This window comes from Cylindrospermum stagnale PCC 7417, from assembly GCF_000317535.1.
Taxonomy (GTDB): Bacteria; Cyanobacteriota; Cyanobacteriia; order Cyanobacteriales; family Nostocaceae; genus Cylindrospermum; species Cylindrospermum stagnale.
In genome coordinates, this window is sequence record NC_019757.1 from 3,110,732 (window position 1) to 3,128,473 (window position 17,742).

Annotated in this window: 13 protein-coding genes and 2 pseudogenes; 10 read left to right on the forward strand and 5 right to left on the reverse strand. The window is 43.3% G+C overall.

Annotated features, from left to right (window positions below):
- The first annotated feature begins 1,041 nt into the window (after window positions 1-1,041).
- The 9 genes and pseudogenes from kdpA to CYLST_RS12600 all read left to right on the forward strand — a co-directional run.
- A complete protein-coding gene (gene kdpA / locus CYLST_RS12565) occupies window positions 1,042-2,727 on the forward strand; it encodes a potassium-transporting ATPase subunit KdpA (RefSeq protein ID WP_015208106.1) in 1,686 nt (561 codons plus the stop codon).
- A 75-nt stretch (window positions 2,728-2,802) separates the two neighbouring features.
- The gene (kdpB, locus tag CYLST_RS12570; RefSeq protein WP_015208107.1) at window positions 2,803-4,905 is read left to right on the forward strand and encodes a potassium-transporting ATPase subunit KdpB; all 2,103 of its coding nucleotides are present in this window, start codon (window positions 2,803-2,805) and stop codon (window positions 4,903-4,905) included.
- Window positions 4,906-4,977: 72 nt separating this feature from the next.
- The gene (kdpF, locus tag CYLST_RS12575; protein ID WP_015208108.1) at window positions 4,978-5,247 is read left to right on the forward strand and encodes a K(+)-transporting ATPase subunit F; all 270 of its coding nucleotides are present in this window, start codon (window positions 4,978-4,980) and stop codon (window positions 5,245-5,247) included.
- A gap of 62 nt (window positions 5,248-5,309) precedes the next feature.
- Window positions 5,310-5,912, forward strand: coding sequence for a K(+)-transporting ATPase subunit C (gene kdpC / locus CYLST_RS12580; protein WP_015208109.1), 603 nt, complete (start codon window positions 5,310-5,312; stop codon window positions 5,910-5,912).
- A gap of 251 nt (window positions 5,913-6,163) precedes the next feature.
- Window positions 6,164-7,351, forward strand: a complete 1,188-nt coding sequence (locus CYLST_RS12585; protein WP_041233617.1) for a universal stress protein — start codon at window positions 6,164-6,166, stop codon at window positions 7,349-7,351.
- A 193-nt stretch (window positions 7,352-7,544) separates the two neighbouring features.
- On the forward strand, window positions 7,545-8,693 hold the full coding sequence (locus tag CYLST_RS12590; protein WP_015208111.1) for an anhydro-N-acetylmuramic acid kinase: 1,149 nt from the start codon (window positions 7,545-7,547) through the stop codon (window positions 8,691-8,693).
- A 415-nt stretch (window positions 8,694-9,108) separates the two neighbouring features.
- On the forward strand, window positions 9,109-9,285 hold the full coding sequence (locus CYLST_RS34470) for a hypothetical protein (RefSeq protein ID WP_157162576.1): 177 nt from the start codon (window positions 9,109-9,111) through the stop codon (window positions 9,283-9,285).
- Window positions 9,286-9,340: 55 nt separating this feature from the next.
- A complete protein-coding gene (locus tag CYLST_RS12595) occupies window positions 9,341-9,787 on the forward strand; it encodes a hypothetical protein (protein WP_015208112.1) in 447 nt (148 codons plus the stop codon).
- 586 nt (window positions 9,788-10,373) lie between these two features.
- Window positions 10,374-10,640 (forward strand): annotated as a pseudogene (locus tag CYLST_RS12600) (serine/threonine protein kinase); the annotation flags it as partial.
- Window positions 10,641-10,650: 10 nt separating this feature from the next.
- Here the strand turns inward: CYLST_RS12600 and CYLST_RS12605 are convergent.
- The gene (locus CYLST_RS12605) at window positions 10,651-11,604 is read right to left on the reverse strand and encodes an IS630 family transposase (protein WP_015208113.1); all 954 of its coding nucleotides are present in this window, start codon (window positions 11,602-11,604) and stop codon (window positions 10,651-10,653) included.
- A 68-nt stretch (window positions 11,605-11,672) separates the two neighbouring features.
- Here CYLST_RS12605 and CYLST_RS12610 point away from each other — a divergent pair.
- Window positions 11,673-12,959, forward strand: a pseudogene (locus CYLST_RS12610) (serine/threonine protein kinase); the annotation flags it as partial.
- Between the two features lie 495 nt (window positions 12,960-13,454).
- Here CYLST_RS12610 and CYLST_RS12615 read toward each other — a convergent pair.
- From CYLST_RS12615 to CYLST_RS12630, 4 genes are all read right to left on the reverse strand, one after another.
- Window positions 13,455-13,652, reverse strand: coding sequence for an NblA/ycf18 family protein (locus CYLST_RS12615; protein WP_015208114.1), 198 nt, complete (start codon window positions 13,650-13,652; stop codon window positions 13,455-13,457).
- Window positions 13,653-14,256: 604 nt separating this feature from the next.
- Window positions 14,257-14,991: a Stp1/IreP family PP2C-type Ser/Thr phosphatase gene (locus CYLST_RS12620; protein ID WP_015208115.1), complete on the reverse strand. Its 735-nt coding sequence runs from the start codon at window positions 14,989-14,991 to the stop codon at window positions 14,257-14,259.
- A gap of 17 nt (window positions 14,992-15,008) precedes the next feature.
- Window positions 15,009-16,694, reverse strand: coding sequence for an ABC1 kinase family protein (locus CYLST_RS12625; RefSeq protein ID WP_041233088.1), 1,686 nt, complete (start codon window positions 16,692-16,694; stop codon window positions 15,009-15,011).
- 254 nt (window positions 16,695-16,948) lie between these two features.
- On the reverse strand, window positions 16,949-17,272 hold the full coding sequence (locus CYLST_RS12630; protein ID WP_015208117.1) for a DUF6825 family protein: 324 nt from the start codon (window positions 17,270-17,272) through the stop codon (window positions 16,949-16,951).
- Window positions 17,273-17,742 lie beyond the last annotated feature (470 nt).

Genomic DNA, 17,742 nt, shown 5'->3' on the forward strand with positions numbered 1-17,742 from the left:
ACCAAAATTTTATTGTATAAAATATTTAGCAAGAAAATTTTCAGTTCAAAAAACTATAGGTGCTAAAGCTGTCTGTCTTCTGGTAAAAATCTAAACTTCCAAAAAACGGAACTTACCCAGATACTAATCCGATTGAGTTCAGATATATCCGTAATGACTTTTAAATGTTGTCTTCTTTCTCTTTGGCTCTTTTGCACTTCCAGAAAGATTAATTTTTCAAGTTTAGATAAGTAAAGCATTCCCCAAATCAATCAAAACTATTAAATTAATGAATCTGAATCAACTACTAGGAACAATCATTATTGAAGGCTGACTCTGCCAGATATATATATATTTTAAATTTTAGATATTTCTATTTTGGATTCTGCATTAAGCTGCAAGTCCAAATCTAAAATCTGATGCCTATAAATTCATAAATGAGGAAGATCTAGAATCTAAAAATGCTGTCAACAATAGTTATATTCAGTCAATGCGTGAAATATACAATATAATTCTGGGCTATATCAGTCTTGAATGATTCGTTAAAACTTCCCTTGTTTCTCAATGCTAGCCTCCGCTTCAGGAGGAAATGACTAAGCGTAAAGCGTCTTATAAAGGATAGGTCGAACGGCTACTGCTTTACACTACATACTCTCAGCATCCTTTTCAGTTCATTTTTCAAATTAATTTGACAACTCCGGTGAGATAGCTACCACCTCAGTCATGGTTAATAACAGGCTGACAAAAAGTGTAAAGTTATACTGGACTAGCGCTAATAATGTAATAAAAATATCACTAAATTTAGATATTTCCAAGTAGCACATTTTGACGTTCTATTGTATAACCAGATAATATTAACTAGCAAATAAATGAATCAGAGGAAAAATTAGAGATGTTTAACAAAAACTTCAAGCAGCATCTGGAAATTAGTAAATCCAGATTGGAGAATTGAGGAGATATAAGATATTTCTCAAGGGCTATTCATCAAAATATTCCGTAATTCATCGGTTATCCCCTAATAATTGCCTAGCTAGTACTTAAATTTAATTGAGAGCGAAATACATGGGACAAGGTTTTTTACAAATTGGTTTAACGTTGTGTATCGTCATTGCAATCACTCCCGTATTGGGAAGATACATGGCGCGTGTCTTCTTGGGAGAAAGAACACTGCTTGACCCGATCATCAACCCGATAGAGCGAAGTATCTACGTACTAGCGGGTATCAGTAGAAAAGAAGATATGACAGGTTGGCAATATATCCGGGCGGTACTATACAGCAACTTAATCATGGGTATTTTGGTGTACTCGCTGATATATTTTCAGAGAATATTGCCCTGGAATCCCAATGGCTTTGGTGCGCCTACCTGGGATATTTTGCTACACACCACCATTTCCTTTTTGACGAACACCGACCAGCAGCACTACAGCGGCGAGACCACATTAAGCTATTTTAGCCAAGTAGCGGCTTTAGGGTTTTTGATGTTCACCTCAGCAGCCACAGGTTTAGCGGTAGGAATTGCCTTTATTCGCGGGTTGACAGGTAGAAAACTGGGAAACTTTTACGTCGATCTCACCCGTGCAATCATGCGAATATTGCTGCCAATCTCAATTATTGGGGCGATCGCCTTGCTGGCATCAGGCGTACCGCAAACATTGTCTGGGACTATGGCTGTAGAAACCTTAGAGGGTGGGACGCAATATATCGCTAGAGGGCCCGTCGCATCCTTTGAGATGATCAAAATGTTGGGTGAAAACGGCGGTGGCTTTTTTGGCGTTAACTCTGCCCATCCCTTTGAAAATCCCAATCCTGCTTCTAACTTAATAGAAACCATCGCCATGATTTCTATTCCCGCAGCCTTGATTTACACCTATGGTTTATTTGCTAACAACATCAAACAGTCTTGGTTACTTTTTTGGATGGTATTTGTGATTTTTGTCGTTTTAGTTTGGGTGACAGCAGTCGGCGAACTGCAAGGTAATCCGCTGATCAATAATAACTTGGGATTAGAACAGCCCAACTTAGAAGGTAAAGAAGTTCGATTTGGCTGGGCCCAAACAGCCTTGTGGGCAGTCACCACTACCGCTACTATGTGTGGTGCTGTCAATGGGATGCACGATTCCCTAATGCCCCAAGGAACATTTTCGACCTTATTCAACTTATTTATCCAAATTATTTGGGGAGGACAGGGGACTGGCACAGCTTACCTATTCATTTACCTAATTCTCACCGTATTCTTGACCGGGTTAATGGTAGGACGCACCCCAGAATTTTTCGGGCGCAAAATTGAAAAACGGGAAATCGTCCTTGCTAGCGTGGTGCTGCTGATCCACCCGATAGTGGTTTTGATTCCCAGTGCGATCGCCTTAGCTTATCCAATCTCCTTGTCTGGAATTAGCAACCCTGGCTTTCATGGAATCTCTCAAGTCGTTTATGAATACGCCTCAGCAGCAGCAAATAATGGTTCTGGTTTAGAGGGGTTAAAGGATGACAGCCTGTGGTGGAACTTGAGTACTCTAATTAGCTTATTAGCAGGGCGCTACATCCCGATTATTGCCATCCTACTGTTAGCTGACAGTATGTCTGGCAAACCAACAGTACCAGAAACACCTGGTACCTTGAGAACTGATTCCTTAATGTTTACCAGTGTCACTGCTGGAGTCACCCTAGTTTTGGGAGTACTGACTTTCTTTCCCGTTCTAGCTTTAGGCCCGATAGCCGAAGGCTTTAGATTAGCTTCTGGCAATTAAAACAAGGTAAAAAGCAAAAAGCAAAATCAAGTATTTTGACTTTTGATTTTACCCACCTCCTCACACACCACATATATGAAAGCGGCACCTACCTCAAAACCTAGATCTCCACGTAATCGTCCTAGCGATCGCCGTCAAGGACGCAAAAAGGCGCGGTTAAGTAAAAAATGGCTCTACCTTAGGGCAATCAGGGATGCTTTTGTCAAGCTTCATCCCAAACAGGCCATCAAAAATCCCGTGATGTTTTTGGTTTGGGTCGGGACAATCATCACCCTGACAGTGACAATTGATCCCGACCTGTTTGGGCCAACCCCCCAGAATAACCCACGACTTTTCAATGGCTTATTGACAGCAATTTTGTTCTTCACCGTTTGGTTTGCCAATTTTGCCGAAGCAGTGGCAGAAGGGCGGGGTAAAGCCCAAGCCGATGCTTTACGATCGACAAAATCGGAAACGACCGCCAAAAAACTCGCAGATGACGGCACAATTACGCAAGTCCCTTCCACCAGTTTGAAAAAGGGCGATAACATCTACGTGGTTGCTGGTGATATGATTCCCGCCGATGGCGAAGTGATTATGGGTGTCGCCTCAGTCGATGAATCGGCAATCACTGGAGAATCAGCACCAGTCCTCAAAGAATCAGGTTCAGACGTTGCCAGTTCTGTCACAGGTGGTACCCGGATTATCTCCGACGAACTAATTATCCGCATCACCGCTGACCCAGGTAGAGGGTTTATTGACCGGATGATTGCCTTAGTCGAAGGGGCAGAACGCAGCAAAACGCCGAATGAAATCGCTTTAACAGTGTTGCTGGCAGTTCTCAGCTTAGTATTTCTGTTTGTGGTGGCAACTCTGCCCGCCTTCGCCTACTATGTTAAAAGTCCAATCAGCGTACCGGTCTTAATTGCCCTGTTAGTAGCCCTCATCCCCACAACCATTGGCGGCTTACTCAGTGCGATCGGCATCGCCGGCATGGATCGAGTAGCTCAATTTAACGTCATTGCCACCTCAGGACGCGCAGTCGAAGCTTGCGGTGATATCAACACCCTAATTTTGGACAAGACAGGTACAATTACCCTCGGTAACCGCTTGGCAGAAGAGTTTATCCCGATCAACGGCCATTCAATGTCAGAAATTGCTAGTGTTGCTTGGGCAGCAAGCGTTTTTGATGATACCCCAGAAGGTAAATCCATTGTGCGATTGGCAGAAAAGTTAGGCGCAAAGTTCGATTTTGACCGCAACTCCGCCCAAGGACTGGAATTTTCCGCCAAAACGCGCATGAGTGGCACTAACTTACCCGGTGGACGTGAGGTACGCAAGGGAGCAGTGGGAGCAATTCAAGGATTTGTCCGTTCCCGCAACGGACGTGAGACCCCAGAACTAAATGCTGCCTATGAACGAGTATCCCAATTAGGAGGTACACCCCTGGCTGTTTGCTTAGATAACGAAATCTACGGTGTTGTCTATCTCAAAGACATTGTCAAACCTGGTATTCGCGAACGTTTTGACCAACTGCGGCGGATGGGAGTGCGTACCGTGATGCTGACTGGTGATAACCGAATTACCGCTGCTGTGATTGCCAAGGAAGCTGGGGTAGATGACTTCATCGCCGAAGCCACACCAGAAGATAAAATCAGCGTCATTCAACGGGAACAGGCAGAAGGTAAACTGGTGGCAATGACTGGGGACGGGACTAATGATGCTCCAGCCCTGGCTCAAGCTAATGTCGGCGTCGCCATGAATACAGGCACCCAAGCGGCTAAAGAAGCAGCTAATATGGTGGATTTGGACTCCGATCCCACAAAGCTGATCGATATTGTCAGCATTGGTAAACAATTGCTGATTACTCGTGGGGCATTGACGACATTTTCTCTCGCCAATGATATTGCTAAATACTTTGCAATTATCCCAGTGATCTTTGCTGCTGCTAACCTGGAGAGCTTGAATATTATGAAGTTAACCAGCACTAACTCTGCCATATTATCAGCACTGATTTACAATGCTTTGATTATTCCTGCTTTGATTCCCTTGGCATTGAAGGGCGTGCAGTTTCGACCCTTGACAGCTAATCAACTGCTACTACGCAATATCTTAATTTATGGCTTAGGTGGAGTGATTGCGCCGTTTATCGCCATTAAGTTAATAGATATGCTCATCACAGTTGTGGGATTAGCTTAAAACAATTCAAAAATCAAAAATTAACTGCATTAGCCGCCATCCGGGTGGTTACTCAAAGGTTAGAAGAAAATAATGAAACGAGTTGATTTACTAGAAAAGTTTTTGCCGATGGATATAATGCAGGCAGTGTCTTTGATCTGGTCGCGATGCCGTAAACAACAAATGCCAATCGTGATTTTTATGACGCTGTGCTTGAACTTGGTAATTGCTCCTGTTGTTTATGCCGCTGGTGGTGGCATCTTAGAACGTCGTTCAGCCTGGGCAATTGGCATCTTGGGCTTTGTGGCGGTAGCATTAGTCATTTACTTGTTTGTGGTTGTTTTTCAGCCGGAGCGATTCTAGTAGAGTGTCATCAGGTTAATTGATAAATTACAGCAATTTTTAGAGGTTTTTGCAAGATTTATATGTATATTTTTCGAGAAACCATCAGAGCAGTTCGCATGACTCTGGTGCTTTGGTTATTGACAGCAATTATCTATCCTTTAGCGATCGTGGTAGTGGGTCAAGTTTTTTTCCCATTTTCAGCTAATGGCAGCATCATCCAAAATATAGATGCTAAACCCATTGGTTCGGCTTTGATTGGCCAGGTGTTTACCTCAGACCAATATTTTCATGGACGTCCCAGTGCTGTGAGATATAGCCAAGGGAAAAAAGCTAATCCCACAGGCATATCTGGTGCTAGTAATCTCGCTCCTAGCAATCCTGAACTAACGAACCGGATTCTTGAGCAAGGAAATCAATTCCGAGATGAAAATCTGGAACCGTTCGCTGATTTGATTTACACCTCTGGCTCTGGTTTAGACCCGCATATTTCTTTGAAAGCAGCACGACAGCAGTTAACAAGGGTGCTGCGTATACGTGGAGTCCGAGAAGATGAAATATTACCTTTAATCAATAAATATACTGATGGCAGATTTTTATGGATTTTTGGGGAGCCAGGAGTCAATGTTCTGCGATTGAATTATGCTCTTGACCTGCAAGAAATTAACCGTAAGGAAAATCAATAAATGGTCAAACAATTTTGGATTTTAGATTTTAGATTTTAGATTGACCCCAGCAATCAAGTCAGGGGCTTATCATTTAATTATGGATTTTAGATTTTAGATTTGTTTCACGTATTTTGCTTCTCGCGGAGCGAGTATAAATTCGGAGGCTTGTAACCCTTTGAAAATTTTGGATTTTGAATATTCAATTCCATCATCCAAAATTTAAAATCTAAAATTCGGTCAGTTGTTAGTTATTGTTGATGAACTAGATGATGATTACTCAGCGCGAGATGTTGAATGATACTAATACTGGTTCGGCTGACACTAAACCTTTAACTTCTGCTAGTTCTGCTATGTCTTTGGCGCGACGAGGAAAACACAAAATATTTATTGGTATGGCTCCTGGTGTAGGCAAAACCTACAGGATGCTAGAAGAAGGACACGCACTCAAACAAGAAGGAATTGATGTTGTCATTGGGCTTTTGGAAACCCACGGACGCAAGGAGACAGCAGCCAAAGCAGAGGGGCTGGAGATTGTAAAGAATCGGCAAGTTCCTCATGGTGAGTTGATGCTCACAGAAATGGACACAGAGGCAATTATCAGGCGATCGCCCCAATTGGTATTAATCGATGAACTGGCACATACTAATGTCCCTGGTTCCCCAAGGAAAAAGCGCTATGAAGATGTGGAAGTAATTTTGGCCGCAGGCATTGATGTCTATTCCACAATGAATATTCAGCATTTGGAAAGTCTCAATGACTTAGTAGCACGAATTACAGGCGTAGTAGTGCGTGAGCGGGTGAGCGATCGCATTTTGGAAGCAGCAGATGAAGTCGTAGTAGTTGATGTGACGCCCGAAACCCTGGAAGAACGGTTAATAGAAGGCAAAATTTATGCACCGCCAAAAATCGAACAAGCCCTCGATAACTTTTTCCAACGCCGTAACCTGATTGCTTTGCGGGAATTAGCTTTGCGGGAAGTAGCAAACAACGTCGAAGAAGAGGCGATCGCATCCACCCCCAACGGGCAATTCTATAATATTCAAGAGCGGGTTTTGGTCTGCGTATCCACCTATCCCAACTCCGTACAACTGTTACGCCGGGGTGCTAGGTTGGCTAGTTACATGAACGCCCCGCTGTATACTCTATTTGTCGCCGATCCTCACCACTTCCTCACCAAAGAAGAAAGCCTACACGTTGACACTTGCCAGAAGCTGTGTAAAGAATTTGCCGGGACTTTTATTCGGGTTACCAACAATAATGTCGCTCAGGCGATCGCACAAGAAGCACATAAACACCACATCACCCAAATCGTCATCGGTGCCAGTCAGCGATCGCGTTGGCAACTATTGCTGAAAGGTTCTTTAATTCAAACATTGGTGCATTTGCTCAAAAACGTCGATTTGCACATCATTGCCAGCGAAAAAAAATCTTCATCTCAGGCTGAAAATTCAGGATAATTATTACCACCTGCTGCATCTGAAAAGAGGAAAATCAAGCACTGAAGGAAAATCAGCACAGGGTGGTTCGACTCGCAAATATTTATCTCCCTGCAACTCCTCTGGTTCAATTGAATGTGTTAGCTAGCTTTTTGACATGGGCAGCGCCATGAATTAAACTACCTTTGGCAATTAACCAAAGAATCTGGTGCCAATGCATCCAACTCGCGTTATTGGTTTAATTAGCGGCACATCTGTTGATGGCATAGACGCTGCTTTAGTAGATATTTCCGGTACAGATTTGGATCTGCAAGTTGAACTACTAGCAGGGGAAACATATCCTTACTCTGCCGAACTTAGAGAGCGCATTTTGGCAATTGGCGCAGGAACGGCCATCTCAATGGCAGAATTAGCCGAAATAGATGATGCGATCGCTCTAGCCTTTGCCCAAGCCGCGCAAAATATTCAAATCGGTTACCAGCCAGCCACCTTAATTGGCTCCCACGGTCAAACAGTTTACCATCGGCCACCAAGGGATAAAGGACTAGGCTACAGCCTGCAACTAGGACGTGGTGCCTTGATTGCTCATGTGGCAGGGATGATAACGGTGAGTAATTTCCGTGTCGCTGATATTGCCATTGGTGGACATGGTGCGCCTTTAGTGCCGAGAGTCGATGCTTATTTGCTTAGTCATCCCCAAGAGGGAAGGTGTATTCAAAATATCGGTGGCATTGGGAATGTTGCTTATATTCCCCCACGTCGTGATGACTGGCTAGATAAAATTTGCGGCTGGGATACAGGCCCAGGAAATAGCCTGTTGGATTTGGCAGTGGCGCATTTAACCGCTGGTGCTAAAACCTATGATGAAAACGGCAATTGGGCAGCAAGTGGTACTCCCTGCTATCTATTGGTAGAACAATGGCTTAGTCAAGAATACTTTCATTTACCTCCACCTAAATCTACTGGCCGCGAGTTATTTGGTGTGGCTTACCTCCATCAGTGTTTACAAGACGCCCAAGCATACCAACTCAGTCCAGCCGACTTGCTGGCAACTCTCACAGAACTTACAGCAGCTTCAATTGTTCACAGTTACCGCACTTTCTTGAAGCAAATGCCACAACGGGTATTGCTATGCGGCGGTGGTAGTCGCAATCTTTATTTGAAACAACGGTTAGAAGCGTTGCTAGAATCAGTGCCTGTTGTGACTACAGACGAAGTTGGTTTGAGTGCAGATTTTAAAGAAGCGATCGCCTTTGCCGTATTAGCCTATTGGCGATATTCGGGCATTCCTGGTAACTTACCCGCCGCAACTGGCGCACCTCAAGCAGTGCTGTTGGGAGAGATTCACCAATATCTTTTTTGATAATTGAGAAATTTCTTCAGACAGGAAGAGTGTTACACTGACCAAACCTATACTGTATACAATTTACTCGCGTATCACATTTAATTCTATTCATCTCCTCTGTTGGAAATAGCTTTCTAGTATCATTATTTCCAAATCTGCCAGGTAAACACTGAGTCTAAATTCTCACCTATATGTGAAAATAGTGGTGGCAATTCCGGACTGGCTGGCTGAAAACAAAGATACAGCGCTACGTGGCTTACTTCTCTTGGAGCGAGTACGGCGTTGAAACTAGCAAAAATTTGGCGCAGATGGTTTGCTCAATGCCACCAAATAGCGCACAGAAACCTTAGACAAGAAAATATTTATTAACCTGGGTCAGGTGGGTCGCTGGCATGATACACCCTAATGTGTGCGCGAATTAAGGAGGCAAGGTGTGACTCATGTCGTGAGCGGTAGTGACTGTCATGAAGCTGTGAGCGTACCCAATCTCCAGACGCCGATTAGCTTTTTGGATGTGCTACAGCACAACTCTTTGGCGATATCCACCAAAATCACTGCGGATGAACCTCCTGGAAGCCTTGAGTATACTAAGGATTATCCGTGTCGGTAATTTCATAATTTATCTCCACTCTTGCGGTACTGGATCAAGACAAGGAATGTAGAAGGTGGCTCAAACTTTTTTATTAGAACCAGGACGCTGGATCATCCAAGGTAGTTGGCTAGAACGTAATGGTATGCCAATTAGTGTTAAGGGTATGACCTTAGTGGTTTGGAATCGAGATAACTGGTTTTCTATGGCAACAAAGCTGATTTTTCCAGGAAGCGATCGCTCAGAAATTTCTTTGCGATATAAGGGACACTTGGATGATGGAGAGCGCCAATACACTTACTTACTCCAGCATAATCTTTTAGGGAAAATTGAAGGCGAGGGCTGGATTTGTCCAGATACTATTGTGCAGCGTTACTGGGTACTAGGCGATCGCCAACGTCGTAGTGGCTTTGAAACCCTACACCGAATTTCTGATGATGCCTACTACCTCACCAGTGGCATCCTAACTGGTCATTTTTTAACCAGTACAATGGAAGCGAGCCTAGAGCGCCAACCAAAATAGCAAAAGTGGCAGTACAGAAGTGACTCATGCCTATTTTTGGCAACCCTTAGCCGGCTAGCTAACTCAAATTTTGGCAATCTGAGTCAAAATTAAGGCTCGGAATATTGGACTTCATCTGCTACAACTGACGCCATGAGCAAGGCACTGGCTCCCTTAGCTGTAGTCAAGTTAGATGGGAATAGTCTAGCTAACCAGTACATCTTAGGTGAAAATCACCACATCAAGAGGTAATTGCCAATGCTAGTATGTAAGCTACCCCAGTCTAAAGACACTGGGTTTTAGCCTCAAATGTGACCCGTCGGAAACCAAGACAATTCCCACGTCAGTTGCCTGCGACGGGAAACCAGTCTTCTTCAGGCAAAGACGCTGTTCGCGTTCAGTACTGGCTTCTTTAATTGACAAAAAAGACCCGGATCTTCGGGCTGGATTACTGACAACCCCAATTGGTCAAACATCCAAATAGGTACTATCCGCAATGAAAGCAGTTGAACCAATAATTCCTAGGCTTCGAGCTAGGGGATTGTCAAAACCTATATACTGGGAAAATTTCTCCCCCGATTGTTGAACATTAGAGTTGAATTTTTCTATGTCAGACCCCAACCTTGGTCGCTTACTCAGCAAACGCTACCAGCTTCAGGAATTAATTGGTACTGGAGCAATGGGCCGAGTTTATCGTGCTAAGGATATTTTGTTGGGAGGCGTACCGGTTGCTGTTAAATTTCTCGCCTTGTCAATCCAAAATGAAAAGATGCGCTTGCAAGAACGGTTTGAGCGAGAAGCAAAAACCTGTGCCTTGCTTGGGCAAAAAAGTATTCATATTGTCCGAGTGATGGATTATGGCGTAGACGACAATATAGCGTTTCTCAGTCTAGTGAGGTACAGTAGCAAGAATGGGTAAACCAATTATGAATCTCATTTAATGAGACTTGACTAAAAGCAGTTTCAATTGCTTTTGCTAAGTCCGGATAACTTCTAGCTCCAATAGAACGTAGTATATTTTTAATTTTTGACCAACAATTCTCAATTGGCGAAAAATCAGGAGAATATGGTGGTAAATAAATCAATTTAGCTCCAGCAGCTTCGATTAATTTCTCAATCTCTCCACTTTTATGAATTGAACAATTATCCATAATTACATAAGCACCTTTCCACAGGTTTGGAACTAATTTTTGAGAAATATAAGCCTCAAATGTCAGTCCATCAGTTGCTCCTAAAATACTATATTGACTAATCACTCCTTGAAGAGCGATCGCACCAATGATGGAGACATTTTTGCAACGTTTTTGAGGTCGTGAGCCATGCGCTCTTTTACCTTTTTTAGAACGAGCGGAGTGTCTTATTAAAGATAGATTAGCTCCTGCTTCGTCAATAAATATCAGGTTTTCCGCCGATATTCCCTGAAGTTGAAGCCAGAATTGTACTCTTAATAATTGAACTCTTTCTGTTTCTTTTTCTGAGGCGTGCAATGTTTTTTTTAGACTTATTTCTATCCTCTGTAACATCCGGTCTACCGTAGAGATACCAATTGTTATTCCTGTTTTTTCTTTGAGTGCTGAGCGAATTTCTGATAAAGTAGCATCATTCTGAGCTTCAAGTATTTCTTCGAGAATGTTAAGTTGTTCTTTATTTAGCTTTGGAGGAGTTTGTTTCGTCCTAACTTTAGGAGCAATACTTGTTGTTTCTCTATATTGCTTTAGTAATTTCTGAATAAAACTTAAACTGACACAAAATCTTTTTGCTAATTGACGTTGTGATATTCCATCTTCCAAGTATGTATCAAATATTTTTTGGCGAAAATCTAGGGAATATGGTTTCATTTTAAACCTTTAGTAGATGCACAGCTTTAATCTTAATCAGTGTACTTCATTAGACTGGGAAACGCTATAACACCCCGTACTACGTCATGGAATATTTACAGGGAGAAGGACTGAACAATCTGGTTCGTAAGCAACATCTTTCTTTAGCAAGATTCCTCAGTATGGCGCGTCAAATCAGCCTGGGGTTACAGTGCGCTCATAATGGCATTTTGGTTGATGGCATTATCTGCCCCATTATCCACCGCGACATTAAGCCTAGCAATATGCTGGTGATTCAAGATCCCAGTTTTGGCGAGTTGGTCAAGGTTCTAGACTTTGGTATTGCTAAGTTACTACTGTCAGATAGCGATCATACGAAATTCTATTTAGGTACGTTAGCTTACTCTTCTCCTGAACAAATGGAGGGTAAGGAACTAGACAACCGCTCCGATATTTATAGTTTGGGCGTGATGATGTTTGAGATGCTCACCGGCAAAATGCCACTGCTGCCCTCAAGCCACTCTTTTGGAGCATGGTATAAAGCACATCAGTACCAACAACCACGTTCTTTGGCTGAAGTTGCTCCTACATTGCAAATCCCAAAGGAAGTGGAAGATTTGGTGATGAGTTGTCTAGCTAAAGCAGCAAACTCGCGCCCCCAAAGCATCAGTGACATCCTGGAGGTGTTAGCATCCGCAGAACAGCAGGAAAACACACCCAAAATTCCCCAAAATACTCCCCCACTATCTAAGGCTGTTACGGTTCACACAGAGCCTGAACAGAAGACAAAAACCAATTTGCAGGCAGCCCCATCAAACGATGATATTACCCGCTTCACTTCTTGGCCCCAAAATAAACCGATTGCTGATATTGTTTTTCCCCAGCCCATCCATGTCAACGGGGAGATTGTCCCAGCCCTGTGGGTTATGCTACCCCAACAAGAAATTCAAAAGCGCTTAGTCTGTACTCGGTACAATCAATTTCTTTTCATCTCTATCCCCCACCCGATGCTGTTGTGGGTTACTGTCATCTACAACCGCAAATATGGCCCGAAATGGCTACCTTACTACCTTGATCTCAAAACCGTTTTTGGTCAAGAAATCATCCGCTTACTGCGACATACAGCTTACTATCGCCTGTTGTTTTTTGCACGAGAGTCCCCAGGTCGCTGCGCCCACGTCCTACTTTCCAGCGTCGCCCCCGCCCAATGTGAACGACTGCAACAGTGGGTTAAAACGAGCGATATCATGGCATCATCTGCCGACCCTCAACTTAGTAAAAGTTTACTCAAAACTGAGTATGAAAAAATTAAGCCCCAAATTCTGGCCAAGCTGGAAACGATGGATACAGATTCCCCATTTGATCTTTCCGGCTAAATTAAATTCTCTCATATTACATGAATTATATGTAATCCAAGAGAAGCAAGCCAGATAATGTTAATTTTTATAAACGAAATATGTTGATAGTTGTCAGTTCTAGTTATATAAATTATTAAGCCTAAAAATTCTAGCTTTTAAAGCTGGCTAGACTTCAACGCCCGGTAATATTCCTCTGTAAGTAATAGAAGGAATAGTAATCTATAGACGGGTCAAACGATCAAGCAAGCCGAGCCTGGAATGAGTTTGGCTAACATAAACAGCAAAATTAACCTGAAAGCTCCGAGAATTTCAGACTGCGTAGTAGGATGTGCAACTTAAAAGCTTACTCGTTCTGCTACTGGATTGTGGAGCGAATTTCTCCGCTTTGTTTGTAGATGTGATCGGTTATGAGAATGGCTGATCGGAGTTGACGCCCCGGCATCCCCAGCTCTTTTCCTCCTTGGAACTAAGCAAGAGAAGGAGGTCGCCCACTGCGACACAAGAATAGCTACTCTATGCCATAGTGGAACCTGAATCTAAGCCCCACTGGTGCTTGAGAAGCTCCTTATAAGTTGCCTCCCGCACGACCATTTGCTCATAGAGCTTGACTAAAAAGTCTTTAGCTTGTTCGGGACTCATTTGCTGCACTTGACTGGAAAATGAGCGGATATTGAATTGCTGTTCTAGGGAAAGTTCAATTGGTTGGCTCATAGTTAACTCCGAAAAAAACAACGCGTTAAGGTGATCTCGGTTACTGAAGGACCAAAGGGATAATACTTGGACTTTTGTCTGTCATACATTTGTTCCTCCGTATTAAGAAAGATAACAAGTGTTTGACTAAATTGCCCATACCCTTATGGGTGGTTTTTCTACTCAGATATCTTGCACCTAACCCTACTGATATACAACCCAAGTCCGCTAAGGTATATTTTGGGTAAATAGACCTTGTTGAAACCTAAGTGTGCTTTCCCCCCCCAGCTTTCTAGACCTCTTCTTTGACGAGAGGATTAGATATTTTCATGTCAGTAGGGACTTGAGGATCTGGGGGATAAAAGGTAATAAGCGCAAACGATGATTGCCATACCTTATTAGGTGCAAAATGTCAATATTACTAGATTATGTAAATAAAGCCTCTTAAAGTAACTTAGGAGGTTAAAAATATTTGTATCAAGTTGTAAGTAGGAAAAATGCTCAAGCTGAACAAATAGCTGAGTATATCTACTTTTTTCGGCTTTTTTCTATAAAGATGCTTAAGTCACAGTAGTCAGCAGCCAGTTGAAACACTTAACAACTGACTACTAGCAACTGACTAACCTCAAGAATTTTCCTCAAGGGTGATAATGACGATGGTGATGTTATCGTGTCCACCTTGGTCTTTTGCCGCCTCGACTAGAGATATAGCGGCTTTATCAAGCAAGGGGGTGTTTTGGAGGTAATCAGCGATCTTGTGGTCGGCGAGTTCTTCTGTCAGACCATCGCTGCACAACAGCAAGCGATCGCCGATATTTACATCCAGCGGTTGTACATCGACCTGATGCAGGTCTTCACGTCCCAAACAGCGGGATAATACATGACGAAAAGGATGAACCCGTGCTTCATCTGCGGTAATGTCACCAATTTTGATCGCCCTTGCTACCCAAGTATGGTCATCTGTTATTTGTTGTAATTGCGATTCCCGTAACCGATACAGTCGTGAATCACCAATGTGAGCACACCAAGGCGAATCGGGTTCCCGGAAAGCGACCACTACAACCGTTGTTCCCATGTCGGCGCGTTCGGCATGAGTTTGCTGATCCTGCAAAATTGCGGCGTTGGCTTCCAACAAAGCTTGCTCTAGTAATTTTGGCGAAGACTTGGGGGATTGCCAATTTGCGAGCAAATACGTCTGAATTTCCTGGGTGGCAATGCGACTTGCTTCTTCGCCCCCCGCATGACCACCCATACCATCAGCAACTATGAAAAATCGCCCTTCTGGGTCGATATAGTAAGCATCCTGATTATTAGAACGAATAAGTCCCGGATCGCTAATACCGGTGAAGTTAAGTTTCATAGATTCTTGGGAATTAATTAATACATACGATCGTAACGGTCAAGGCGCAGAAGCATGCGGATCAGGATCACGGAAACTGCGGCAGCTATTAAACCAGCCAGCAGTGCTAACCATACATAATGATTAACTAATAGAATCGTTGCTGAAAGGGTAAATCCACTGATTATCACAGCGTAGCTCATTCCTAATTGAATGTTGCTCTGCCGCCGCAGCAGACGCTCTGTTTCTATGGAACGAACCCGCACGCGCATATCGCCGCGCTCTAGTTTATCTAGTGTATCCTCTAATCTGCGTGGTAATCCTAACGCAGTACTACTTACTTGAACTGCTTGACGACTTAATTCATTCAAGAAGCTATTCCCCTCTGAACCATTCATATTGGTCATAAGCTGCATTGCATACGGTTGGGCAACTTCCATAAAGTTAAATTCGGGATCTAAACCTTTGCCTACCCCTTCAAGAGTAGAAAAGGCGCGCATCACAAAAGTGAAGGTGGCGGGAAATCTAAATGGTTGATTATAAGCTAATTCATAAAGGTCATCACTGATAGCTGCCACCGATTGGTTTTCAAAGGGCTTATCCATGAAATTGTCCAGCATATACTGGACGGAACGCCGCACTGGACCCATGTCATCTGTTGGGGCGATCGCACCCAAATCGATCAGCGACTGAACCACGCGATCGCCATTTTTTTGGGCGATCCCAAACAGTGTTTCCATCAGTCCTTCCCGCACATTGGCTTTAATCCGCCCCATCATCCCGAAATCGTAGAAGATTAAAGCACCATCAGGACTGACAGCCAGATTACCAGGGTGGGGATCAGCGTGGAAGAAACCATTATTCAGCAGTTGATGCAGGTAGGCTTGGGCACCATAACGAGCGATCGCCTTTCGATCCACACCCGCTGCCTCTAAAGCTTCGTATTGGCTAATTTTGATACCGGGGACATACTCCAAAGTCAACACTCTCGGCGAAGTGTAACGCCAGAAAATCCGCGGCACCTTTACCCAATCGTAAACGCGAAAGTTCCGGCGAAAAGTATCAGCATTTCGACCTTCATTGAGATAATCAATTTCTTCCCAGAGAATCCGACAACACTCTTCGTAAATTCCCACCCAATCCCTTCCCCTTCCCCATGTAGGATGGTTCTGAAAATAACGGGTAATCCCCTTGAGAATTTGTAAATCGATTTCAAATAACTTCTTCAGTCCAGGACGTTGCACCTTAACGACAACAGATTCTCCAGTATGCAGCACCGCTTTATGTACTTGCCCCAAGCTAGCAGCAGCCAGGGGAATCGGTTCAAAACTTTGGAAAAGTTCAGGCAGCTTTTTGCCTAGTTCTTGCTCAATAATCGCTTCTACTTGTTCATAGCTAAATGCTGGGACTTTGTCTTGTAACTTGGCCAGTTCTTCTACATATTCACCGGGGAAAATATCAGCACGGGTAGAAAAAAGTTGCCCAATTTTAATAAAAGTTGGACCTAACTCCAGCAGCGTAGTGCGAATCCAGACCGCTTGTACTTTACGCCTGGCAGTTTGCTTGACCTCAGTTAAACCGCCAGCGTAACTCCAAGATTTGTCATAAAGCCAAAGCTTGTACATTAAGGTCAAGACAAAAGACCAAATGTCCACAAACCGGCGTCTGCTAGAGTAGTTTTCACGATTCCAACGGTATGCCTTATCTGAATAACCTTGTTCCATATTTTTTGCGTACCGTTGGGTTTTAACCGAATCACCAGGAAGAAAAGACACTCTGATTCCTAAACTGTTTTAGATCAAGCTTGAGCAAATACCGTGCTGGTTTGTGCGAATTGGGGATTTGGGATTTGGGGTGAGCGGATTTCCGATTGCCTCCAAAGAATTTATTCTGCCCATTGCAGACAGGATAAATACCGGAAAACCTCGCTCTTAAATCTCAAGACCAAAATGCTCCTGTATGGAATTTTGCCGAGAGTTTATACAGGATTACTGCGATAACGTTGTAATTCGGTACGCAAAAGGGCAATTTCTGCACGTAATTCGTCAATGTCAGCTTGCAAGTCAACTGACTCAGAACCTGGTTGTCCACTACTTGTGGTTGTACCAGAGCCAGCAGCTTCTGCTGCCCGATTTGCCCGCTCTATGACCTCATCTGTGAACTGGCGTAGCTGTTCTCTAGCTTCAGCATCAAATTTGCCCAAATCACTCAAAGCGTCTGTCAAAGCGACTTCTAAGCGTTCATTTAGCACTTCAGCTACCGCTCTGCCTACGAAAAAGGCTTGCACAAGGGGGTTACTCATAAATTTTTGTTACGTTGCTCCGCAAGAGAATTATAGCTTGCCCGTATGCTTTGCGGCTTGGTGCTGGGGAGTTAGCTTAAGTCGGAGCATCTCAAATGTCTAAATTAACCTTCTGGCTAGAAGTCTGGGGCTACACATAAGTAGGCGGAGCCTTTCCGCTTTCTTAGTCAGCTTGTACAGACTAGCTATAAATAAAGGGTTTAACACCCACTTAGTATATTTTTATTTTCCTAGTTAGGTGGCAAACATAACTGAATGTAAAATAAAAAACATTGGTTTAAATAATATTAACTTATCTAAAAGTCATGTCTAATATTCAAAGTTATAAAATTAATTGAAAGCAAGGGAGAGGAAATAAAACAACAAGCTGAAGCATATACTGAATCATACTTTCAGCAAAAAGTTAAGGAATATTTTAAAGCTCTTGACTCTTACTTAGGTAACTATAGAGATGATCTATCTCAATCACT